General features: G+C 33.1%; 13 protein-coding genes and 1 pseudogene. 4 read left to right on the forward strand and 10 right to left on the reverse strand.

Translation table 11 applies throughout. The features are described 5' to 3' along the window. From ON15_RS09310 to ON15_RS11530, 7 genes and pseudogenes are all read right to left on the reverse strand, one after another. Positions 1-396, reverse strand: a 396-nt coding sequence (locus ON15_RS09310) for a PTS sugar transporter subunit IIC (RefSeq protein ID WP_010581221.1), incomplete at its 3' end; no start/stop codon positions are given. 20 nt (positions 397-416) lie between these two features. After that, a complete protein-coding gene (locus tag ON15_RS09315) occupies positions 417-878 on the reverse strand; it encodes a PTS sugar transporter subunit IIB (protein WP_026049562.1) in 462 nt (153 codons plus the stop codon). Between the two features lie 19 nt (positions 879-897). After that, entirely contained in the window at positions 898-1,308 is a 411-nt protein-coding gene (locus ON15_RS09320) for a PTS sugar transporter subunit IIA (protein WP_010581223.1), read from the reverse strand. Between the two features lie 90 nt (positions 1,309-1,398). Beyond that, positions 1,399-2,162 (reverse strand): annotated as a pseudogene (locus ON15_RS12225) (DeoR/GlpR family DNA-binding transcription regulator). Positions 2,163-2,607: 445 nt separating this feature from the next. Beyond that, positions 2,608-3,429, reverse strand: a complete 822-nt coding sequence (locus tag ON15_RS09330) for a PTS system mannose/fructose/sorbose family transporter subunit IID (RefSeq protein WP_026049563.1) — start codon at positions 3,427-3,429, stop codon at positions 2,608-2,610. Further along, on the reverse strand, positions 3,404-4,216 hold the full coding sequence (locus ON15_RS09335) for a PTS mannose/fructose/sorbose/N-acetylgalactosamine transporter subunit IIC (RefSeq protein WP_010581225.1): 813 nt from the start codon (positions 4,214-4,216) through the stop codon (positions 3,404-3,406). The genes ON15_RS09330 and ON15_RS09335 overlap by 26 nt, the downstream gene beginning before the upstream one ends. Before the next feature lie 16 nt (positions 4,217-4,232). Next, positions 4,233-5,123: a PTS mannose/fructose/sorbose transporter subunit IIAB gene (locus ON15_RS11530; RefSeq protein ID WP_010581226.1), complete on the reverse strand. Its 891-nt coding sequence runs from the start codon at positions 5,121-5,123 to the stop codon at positions 4,233-4,235. A gap of 246 nt (positions 5,124-5,369) precedes the next feature. On the opposite strand from ON15_RS11530, the gene ON15_RS09345 reads away from it, so the two are divergent. Both ON15_RS09345 and ON15_RS09350 read left to right on the forward strand, forming a co-directional pair. Continuing rightward, positions 5,370-6,602 (forward strand): alpha-L-fucosidase, encoded by a 1,233-nt coding sequence (locus tag ON15_RS09345; protein WP_010581227.1) that lies wholly within the window; start codon positions 5,370-5,372, stop codon positions 6,600-6,602. Positions 6,603-6,632: 30 nt separating this feature from the next. Further along, positions 6,633-7,379, forward strand: a complete 747-nt coding sequence (locus ON15_RS09350; protein ID WP_010581228.1) for a GntR family transcriptional regulator — start codon at positions 6,633-6,635, stop codon at positions 7,377-7,379. 175 nt (positions 7,380-7,554) lie between these two features. Here the strand turns inward: ON15_RS09350 and tnpC are convergent, their stop codons facing one another. The 3 genes from tnpC to ON15_RS09365 form a co-directional block, all read right to left on the reverse strand. Further along, the gene (tnpC, locus tag ON15_RS09355; RefSeq protein WP_010581229.1) at positions 7,555-9,099 is read right to left on the reverse strand and encodes an IS66 family transposase; all 1,545 of its coding nucleotides are present in this window, start codon (positions 9,097-9,099) and stop codon (positions 7,555-7,557) included. 78 nt (positions 9,100-9,177) lie between these two features. Continuing rightward, positions 9,178-9,510 carry an IS66 family insertion sequence element accessory protein TnpB gene (gene tnpB, locus ON15_RS09360; protein WP_169313787.1) on the reverse strand — a complete coding sequence of 111 codons (333 nt, stop codon included), beginning with the start codon at positions 9,508-9,510 and terminating at the stop codon, positions 9,178-9,180. 1 nt (position 9,511) lies between these two features. Then, positions 9,512-9,712, reverse strand: coding sequence for a hypothetical protein (locus ON15_RS09365; RefSeq protein WP_010581231.1), 201 nt, complete (start codon positions 9,710-9,712; stop codon positions 9,512-9,514). Between the two features lie 71 nt (positions 9,713-9,783). Here ON15_RS09365 and ON15_RS11830 point away from each other — a divergent pair, with 71 nt between their 5' ends. Both ON15_RS11830 and tnpB (ON15_RS09370) read left to right on the forward strand, forming a co-directional pair. Further along, positions 9,784-9,957, forward strand: coding sequence for a hypothetical protein (locus ON15_RS11830; protein ID WP_010580904.1), 174 nt, complete (start codon positions 9,784-9,786; stop codon positions 9,955-9,957). 11 nt (positions 9,958-9,968) lie between these two features. Continuing rightward, complete coding sequence (tnpB, locus tag ON15_RS09370; RefSeq protein WP_235720452.1) at positions 9,969-10,322, forward strand: IS66 family insertion sequence element accessory protein TnpB; 354 nt, start codon at positions 9,969-9,971, stop codon at positions 10,320-10,322. Positions 10,323-10,474: the final 152 nt, after the last annotated feature.

Genomic DNA, 10,474 nt, shown 5'->3' on the forward strand with positions numbered 1-10,474 from the left:
CCCTTTTACATTTCCTTCTGCTGCATAATTATCTGATTTATGTAGAAAATATGATCTAGCAGTAAGATAATAAAAGTTCTTTATCAACAATGCAACTGTTGCAATTGGAATAGCTAAAGCTAGCGCAGCAGCTGCACCAGAACCTGTCTTTATTGCAAAAGCTGTACCTAAAATGCCTCCCGCTGTAATTTCAGGTGGTAATGCCGCTCCAATAGTAATATTTCCCATAAATGCTAATTCAAGAATTGCTCCGACTTTTAAGCCAGTTGATACATCACCTAATACTAATCCTACCAACGGGCCCATAACAATTGGTCGCTGGATCATCGAATTTCCGACCCCACATTCTAAATATCCGATGACAGAGATTATAAAAACAAGTAACGCTTGAGCCATAATAAAAAGCCTCCCTAAGATTATTTAAATTCTCTTCTTTGTTCACTTGGTACAGCCTGAATGTAAACTTCTTTTCCAAGACCAATTACTTCTCTAAGTAACTTTTCCTCTTCATCAGTGACATTAACCATATTTGAAATTGGATGAGTAAGCTTGTTTGCCTTTGTGCCCCCCAAATTAATTGAAGTTATTTGCTTAACATTTTTAGCTAGAGTTACGGCTTCTTCAATATTTGGGACAATAATTATTAAATTATATTTATCAGTTTTTCCTGAATTAATTGCAGATATTGAATCGCTTACATTTTTTATTACCAACTTAGTATCATTTGGTTTACCTAATCTTAAGGCCGATATTCTTACACTATCATTCACGATATTATCATCAGCAATTAATATACAGTTTGGATTTAACTGCGAACACCAAGAAAATACAACTTGTCCATGCAATAGTCTATGATCGACTCTTAATAACTGGATCACTTTAATTTCCCCTTTCTTTTTAAAAATCCTCATCAATTTGATCAGATATAACTTTCTCATTTTCTGGAAGTAACAGTTTAGTCATTTTTTTACTCTCAATAATCGCTTTCTCTATTTTTTCTTTGCTTATATTTTCTTGTAATAAGACAACGTCTAAAACTAAGGCAGCGTTCATACCAGTAACAATTAAAACATCCTTATGATTTAATTTTTCCATAGCTAGTCTGTTAACGCTTCCACCCATGATATCAGTAATAACAACAAACCTTTCTTTTAATTTCATCAATGAATCGAGAAACTCATTGATATCTTTATTTTTATCTACATATGCATCAAAAGCAATCAAATTATCTCTTTTACCAGTAATTAATTCAACGGTATTTTTCATGCCAGATGCTAAATGCCCATGACTCAAAAGAATTATTTTCATTAATAATCACCTAAATATAAATAATCAATTTTTGTATAATATTTTTTCGCCCATAAGCTATCTAAAATATTCGGTGATTCACAATAATTTTCAAACTATTACTGGAACTTCCCTAATTTCTGTTAAACTATTATATTTATTAAAAATTACATGAGGTAATTTATTAGTAATAATAGTTGCCCAATTTAATTTAGCTACCCTTACGAACGAAACTTGTCCAAACTTTGAACTATCAGCTAAAACAAACCTTTGCTCTCCTTGTTGACCAGCTGTTATTTTAAGTTCTGCTTCATCAGGATCAGGTGTTGTATAACCATATTTTGAGCTAATTCCGTTGATACCCAAAAATACCTTATTGAATCTATACTTCAAAAGTTCTTTTATAGTTCCAATTCCAATTATTGCCTTTGTTGTATTTTTTAATTCACCACCAATCAAAATTGTCTTAATATTTCGATCTGCTAACTCAGAGGCATGCATTACTCCATTAGTAACAACTGTTAATTGTAAATTATTATCTAAGTAAGGAATCATAGCTAATGTTGAAGATCCGGCATCAAGATAAATTACATCTTCTTTTTCCACCAAAGTAGCAGTATATTTTAGCTATCTCCATTTTTTTGCTGAACATTCTCAAATGCTTTACCTGCCATATCAGGCTCACTCTGTAATGAACGTTTTAACTTTGCCCCCCCATGAATCCTTATCAAAAAGCCTTGTTGTTCTAATATTTGCAAATCTCTTCGAGCAGATGACTCGGAACATCCAGTAAACTTACATATTTCCTCTAATTTCAAAATACTTTTCACCTTTAAAATAGATAAAATTTTTTGCTGTCGTTCTTCTGCAAGCACTTACATAACCTCCTAAAAATTATACTAACACGTAGTTTATTATATATCAACCATAATATTCCATTATATTCCATAATATTTCAAAAAAGCGGGAAGGATGAAGTATTATGAACGAAAATAGCCTCTTTTTTGTAAAATAATTCAAAAGGCTTCATTTTTAATTATCTTTATTAAAGCATATTAACCTTAATAAAACCATACTTATTTTAATCAAATAAAAGACACAAGTTGGAAACAAGTAATTAATTAACTACTAATTTCTCGTGAACAACGTAAGCACCTAACAATCGACCGTTAAAAAAAGACCAGCTAATCTCATTTGAGATTTCAGCTGGTCTTTTGTTGCAACTATTCACGCTATCGTTAAAAAGTTTACATTCTTGATGCTTTCCTAGCTTAACAAATACTTTGTAAAAACTACACATCCCAATTATTCTTTACAATTTTATTTACTTAAAATCCCAAATCCTCCTAAAATGATACCAACAACCATTGTCAATATTATCAATCTTGTGGAGTTCATTTTCTTTTTTCCAAGAAGCCAATATCCGAGTACAACTAAAATTATGGGAATTAAAGATGGCATTATCTGATTAAGTACTGATTGTGCTTTCAGAGTTACTTTCCCCATCTTAAATACTAATGGCATTTTAACAGTAATTACATTTGGTATCAGACCTCCAACAACAGTTACACCCAATAAAATAGCTGCATCGGTTATTTTACTCAACTTATTTTCAGCTGAAGTAATCAACTTTGTGCCTTGTGAATAACCTAATGGCATAAAAGAAAATCTTAGAACTAAGACCATAAAGTTTACCGCCAACCATAACATTGCACCAAGTGGATTGCCTTTTAATCCCATGTAAGAACCAATTGATCCGAAAATTGTAGGAAGAATAACTCCAAAAATTGTATCTCCAACACCAGCAAAAGGACCCATTAAGCCGGATTTTAAACCAACAACAGCATCTTTTGCTTTTATACCATCCTTTTCCTCAATCGATATATCCATTCCTACAATAAATCCACCCACATAAGCATTCGTATTAAAAAATTGATTATGGATTGACATCATATCAATGAAATCTGCCTCATTCGGGTAAATCTTTTTTAAAATAGGTAGCATCGTATATAAATATCCCGTTGACATCATCCGTTCATAATTCCAGCAAATTTGACTTGACCACAACCATCGCCAGTTAGTTCGAAAAATATCCTTTTTGGTGATTAACTCTTTATTAGTCTTCGTACTCTCCATTGTCATCTTCATTTACCTCCCGTAAATTATCTTGACTAATTGATTTACGTTCTTTTGTATCATTTGATGAATCACGATTAAAGTAAATAATAGCCATGGCAACACCAATCAAAGCAATACCAAGCATCGGAACTTTTAGATAAGCTGCAGCAACAAAACCTATTAAAAAATAAGAAATGAATCTTTTAGTTGGTAAAAATCTAAGCAAAATAGCAATACCCACTACCGGCAGAATACCGCCAGCCGTAGAAAGTCCTGTTGTAAGCCATTCCGGCATCGAATTCACTATCATTTTTACAAAATGATTACCAACTATTAACATAATAAATACTGGTATTGCTCTGGATAGCCCCCATGGGAAGACACCATAAACTACATTACGTGCCACTTTTTTAGAGTCTCCTTGCTTAATGAACCGATCAATACGGTGCAAAAAGAATGTGTTAATAAAACGAGCAAGTACATCTAATTGGACCATTAATAGACCAACGGGAACAGCTAAACCAATAGCAAAATTAATTCCTTTACTAGTTATTACAGCATATGCGGTACCAATAATTGCGCCAGTCATAAAATCGGGCATACTCGCCCCACCGTAAGTACCAACACCTAAAACCATTAATTGTAAAGTTGCGCCAACTACTAAACCAGTTTTTATATCGCCAACTATTATGCCTGCAACAAAACCTATTAAAAGAGGATAGTTACACAAAATTCCAACAGTTATTTGATCAATAATCATCCAAAAAGCAAGCACCGTTAATAATAAAATTTGCCACCATGCAATAGCCATAAATTGATACTTCCCTTCATAATTTTTCTAATAAACTTTCCTTATTGTCAGAAGGAACCATTTGATGAAAAATCTTAATCCCTTTTGCTCCCAAATCTTGAAAGATTTTTTTATCTTTGTCTGTCAATGCAACGCTTTTAAAAACTTGTTTTGAGCCTGTAGACATTGAAAGATTACCAACATTAATTTCTTTGATTACGACTCCAAAATCTGACAGTTCTTTTAACATCAATGGATTTTTAACCAGAATTAATATATTCTGTCCAGCATAGAGATTCTCTTTAATTTTTTTTGCCGCTCCTGTAGCTGTAAGTATGCTTAAGTGTATGCCGGCAGGCCTTGCTGTTTTTAAAGCTATTTTTTGTATACGATCCTTTACAATTTGATTATCCACGACCATAATTCGATCCAAACTTAATTCGTTAGTCCACATTGTAGCTACCTGACCATGAATTAACCGTGAGTCGACTCTTATATATACATGATCATTTTTTTGAAAATTTTCTTTACTTGGATTTTTAGATTCTTTCGAGCTATTAAAATTATCATCCTTAACTTCTTTCAAAAATTCCCGGTTTTGCTTTAATGCTTCGGAAATTTCTGTACCAGTTGCCAGAGTTAAAATTAAACTTAAAGACAATCCTGAAAAAATACGGACATTATCATGACTTTGTTTAAAAATTATTGCAGCATTTAATGGGGTTCCATTAATAATATCTGCAATTATTATTACCGGCTCATTTCTAGGCAGTACTTTATAAATATCTTGGTACTTTTTTACCATATCGCTAACACCCATTGGATCTTTAAATGAAACTGATTTAAAATCATTAAGCTTACCAGTAATCAATTCGCAGCTATTCAAAGCCGCAACTGAGTAATCCCCATGACTTGCTAAAATATACATTTTTCACCAATCCTTTCTCAACTTAACGCGTTAACTTATGTAACAAACAAATGCTAGCATAAAAAAGTATCGGCATCAATAAATATTAACAATTATATCGTTAGTATTTCTTACTTTAAAACAGGCATTTTGCAGAAATACTTTTTTTAGTTAAGATAATGGCTGATCCCCTCAATGCTTGTAAGTAATATATCTTTCAACAACTTAATGTGTTAAGATTGTATTTGATATTAAGGAGTGAAGACAATGACTTTAATTTTTAAAAGAATAGCAGACTATGAACAACTTGGAATCGGCTTATTTATTCATTGGGGATTGTACTCTCAACTTGAAGTAGGCGAATGGACTGAATTAATACATCAACGTAAAAAGGAAAAATATGAGCATTTAAGAAACTCTTTCACCGCTAGCCAGTTTCACCCTAGACAAGTGGTACAATGTGCTAAAAGCCTTGGTGCTAAGTACATTGTTTTAACAGCAAAACATCATGAAGGATTCTTCTTGTACGATACCAAAGGCTTAAGTTCTTTTGATGCCCTTCACAGCCCTGCCAAAAGAGATTTAATTCGTGAATTTGTGAATGCATGTAATGAAGAGAATATAAAACCATTTATTTACATAGCAACTTATGACTGGCATTCAAAACTATACGAAAAAGACTTCAATAAATATTTACAATATTTAAAAAAGTCAGTAGAAGTTTTATGCAAATACTATGGTAAAATTAGCGGATTTTGGTTTGACGGCAATTGGAATAAAAAACAGGCTAATTGGCACTTAGATGAGCTTTACGGTATGATCAGACATTATCAACCTGATGCAATTATAATTAATAATACTGGTCTTAAAAATCGTGGAAAAATAAGTAATCCTGAAATTGATGCAGTAACTTATGAACGAGGTTGTCCTCAAAAAGTAAATCATAATAACCAAGAAAAATATATTTCTGGAGAAATGTCACTGACCCTCAATAATCATTGGGGAATAGCCACGAATGACTTAGATTACAAGTCACCACGCGAAATAATTGAAAGCATAGCACATGCAAGGCAAATCGGCGCAAATATTCTAATTAATATTGGTTTAACTGGGAATGGTGAAATTCCAGAACTTTGTAAAAACTACTTAAAACTAATTGGTAAATGGGTTAAAATGACAAAGAACATATTATATTATGGAAAAGCGACGGATATTAAGGCAACTTCTCCTAAAGACTTTGCTTTGAAAATGAATGATAGTTTCTATTTGTTCGTATTTAACTTGAGAATCCGGGGAAATGAAAATGTAGTTTTAGGTGGGGAAAAAGTCAGCTCAAGAACCTTTTTAAATTTCCATAAAAGAGTTGAAAAAGTTTCCTGGCTAGATAACAATGAAGAGCTAATGTTTCATCAAAATCTTAAAGAAAACAGCTTGACGGTTGCTGCAACAGGTTTTGATTACGGAACTGATTGGATCGTCAGAGTAGCTAAAGTTATTTAATTTTTTTAATTCATATTGTGAGGTAATCTTTTGTTACTACCAAAATATAAAGAAATATCAGAGATCTTAATAAAAGAGACAAAGAATGGGAAATTAAAACCAGGAGATCGGTTTTATAGCGAAACAGATCTTAGAAAACGGTTTAAAGTGAGCTCTACTACTGCCGTAAAAGTACTGAACTACCTTGAAAACCAAAATGTAGTTACACGTATTCAGGGGAAAGGAACTTTTATTGCTAAAGAAAATCATCAAAATATTGTCCTTTTTACAGATCTTAACTTATCAAAAGGAATTCCCGAAGATGTTAAAGTAATTTCAGTAAAAATTGAAAAAAACCCCGAGATCAAAAAAACGATGTATTTAAAAAATAGTGATAAATATGTAAAAATAGTTAGGTTACGCTATTATGGGGAAAAAATCATTCAATATTCAACCAGTTATATTAACCAGAAGTTTATTAACTTATCCTTGATTAATAAACCTGATAGCTTTGATTCAATTTATCAAAGAATTCAAATAGATAGTGAGTTAGATCCCTATTTACTTAATTATTCACAGGAAAGTACTGGTAAATTGATAACCGATAAGGAAATTATCAAATATTTTCCTCAATTAACTCCGCCAGTTACTTTTATTCAGCAAAAAAGAAAGACATCGTTGCCATACGTGTCTCCAACGTTGCTTGAATATACAATTAGCTACAAACTTCCTGAGTTTTGGGGAATTCGTACGGAATCTGCCACAAATAAAAATAGTACTTTATTGTGGCAGTGGTAAATAACCTAGCTTTAGCTGCTGTTATAGTGAGCAGTTATTACATGCTTATCTTATTTTCTTTGGATGCCAAGTATATTTTTTTCGTAAGCGGTAGCTGAGATAGCGGTCTTATGCACAAATAGCCTAGAATCGTATAATGATCCTAGGTTCTTGGTGCGAGGGCCGCTTTTTTCAATTAATATAGTAATTCTTGATTAGAAAAATCGGATTTCAGATTCCAAGGCATCAAGCCTTCAAGTACATCTTCATTTAAGTTGTCAACTTCTGTTAACTTTTTCAAAATCCGATAGAGATATGCCTCCGGGTTCAAACGATTTAATTTGGCTGTCATGATCAATGTTAATGCGATCGCATTAGCTTTTGCACCGGCAAAAGTTGTTGAAAACTCCCAGTTTTTTCTTCCCATTACGCTTTCTTTAACAACGCGCTCTGCGCGATTGTTAGTCAGTTCATAATATCCTTCTTTCAAAGTATTTATGATTCGATTTTCCTGACTAAGGGCATATTGTTGAGCTCGATGCAGTGCAGATTTTGGTGAAATAATCAGTTTATTGATCTCATCAAAAACAGCTTTCATTTTGGGGAGGATTATTTTCTGTCGTCGCTGTTTTCTTTCTTCTTTGAGCTCAGTTCCTTGATTATCCAAGGAAATTATCTCATCAAACCTTTTTACGATTTTAGCACTAACTGATCTAGAATTCTTTGTTAAGCCCACTTGAGATGCAGTGACAAATTTACGACGTACATGCGCCAAACATCCAAGATGTTTGGTATTATCAATAAAATTGTACGCTGCATAACCATCCGTTTGAACAGCCCCCTTAAAACCGGTTAAAAGTTTTATCGCAGTTGCTCGGTCTCGACCATCATGATGATGATAAATAGCTATCTGTTTTTCTTCATATTTTCCAGATGCTATAACCCAATAAAAGGTTTTGGCCTTTTTCGATTCAATTGTATTATATGGGGTTTCATCGATATGAATATAACGTAGCTCCATTAATTGTTTTCGCAAATACTCATATAAAGGTTCACATTGTTCTGCAAAAATTTTGATCATCCAATGCGATGTTTGCGATCTAGGCAGATCGATTCCATGGAATCTTCCCCAAAATTCCTGTCGATACAAGGGTAACTTATAAAAAAACTTCATCGCTGCAATATGTGCGATGACCGAAGGTGAAGCTAATGGACTATGCGCTAAAAGAGAACGTGGCATGTTAGCTTTTTTAAGCTTGACTGGAAAATTATTCTTACAGTGCTGACATTTATAGACATCCTGATAATGATCAATGACTTTAATTTGTTCAGGAATAACTACAACTTCATGTCTAACAAAATTACTTGCAATTTTTTGTAACTTCGTATGACATTCATCACATACGCAATCTGTTCCTTCTAATGAATGATGAACTTCTTCATGAGGATATCTAGAAAGGTCAAGTTTACGCTTTCCTGGTTTTGAAACTTTTTTCTTATGTTCTTTAACTGTTATTTCTTCAGCTTCATTTTGGGTTTCTTCAAACTTATCATTAAAAAGATTCATTTGAAGTGGGTCAATATATTCAGATTTTTCTGTTTTTTTTACAAAAATCATCCGTTTATACTGATCAAGAATTTCTTTATATTCGCCAAGTTGTTTTTCTAATAAAGAAATCTGTTCCTTTAACTTTTTAATTTCTCCACCCAACTCTTTAATTTCTTGATCTTTTTTGTCCATTAGGTTCACCTCCCTTTGTTTTCAAATATCATGCCTTTTATTATACAAAAATAAGCCCGTCATTACTAGAGTGACAGGCTAAAATAATATTCCTTTTGTCCCAGGCTTGATTGTTTTCTTTTCCTCAATAGTTAAGCCTGATAAAAGCCGACGAAGTTGGCTTGGCCGTAAGTTACAAACTTCATTTTGTTTGCGTGGCCATTGAAAATGTCCATTATCAATTCTTTTGTAATAAAGTACAAATCCAGTTTTATCCCAATATAAAGCTTTAAAACGATCTGCCCGTGTACCGCAAAAAAGGAAAATGGCGTTATCATAAACATCCAAGTCAAAAGTTTCCAAAACTAAAGCCGCAAGGCCATCTATCCCTTTGCGCAAATCTGTTTTACCGCAAACAAGATAGATTTTCATTTCATTTATGTTCGGGAACATGATTATCTCGATTCCAAAGATAAATATTCAAGCTTTTCAATATTTCATGTGAAGCACCATTATAGACTCGGATTTCAAGATCATTAGTGATGATCCTAGCTGCCATCTCACGTGATGGGCGAACTGGGCTTTGAGGATGATGATCAACCAAATTAACCGCAACAACGTAAGCACCTAACAACCGACCGTCTATAAAAGAATATATTTCAGCGGTAAAATTACCTCATCAATAAAGAATGATGAGGTGTTTTTATGACCAATAAACCTGATGTTGTTCAGATCAAAATGGATAAGTCCTTTAATCCGCAGACTTCGGCTCCTACTAAAGCTTTTCAAGTTAGAGTTAATGATAATAAATCTGTTATCGTGTATAACCGCATCCAGGGATATATTTTAGATTCTTTAATCAAAGCGATTTTCAAATGATGTTGCTTGATATGCGAAAAATTAAGGGAATTTATCTTGTTTGCGGTAAAACTGATCTTCGGCGGGGAATTGATGGACTGGCAAATGTAGTTTTAGATCAATTCAAGCTTGATCCATATTCTAAATCTTTATATCTGTTTTGCGGCACAAGAAAAGATCGATTCAAAGCTTTATATTGGGACGGAGATGGTTTTTGGCTGCTTTATAAACGAATTGAAAATGGTCGTTTACAATGGCCCACAAATACAAATGAAGTAAAGAAGCTGCATGCCAAACAATTAGAACGCCTTCTTTCTGGTTGGACTGTCGAATCATCGATTCAACAAACAAAACCACCAAAATATACTAGTCATCAACGGCAATAAATGATAAACTCAAATCATCACATGAGGAATGGTGGTGATCCGTAATGTCTAAGACTGAAGAACTTTTACAAAAAACACTTCGGCAAAATAGTGAGTTAATGAAAGAAATTAAGCAGCTTAATGAGCAGGTGGCATATTTAACAAACAAGTTA

Source organism: Liquorilactobacillus vini DSM 20605 (genome assembly GCF_000255495.1).
GTDB lineage: Bacteria > Bacillota > Bacilli > Lactobacillales > Lactobacillaceae > Liquorilactobacillus > Liquorilactobacillus vini.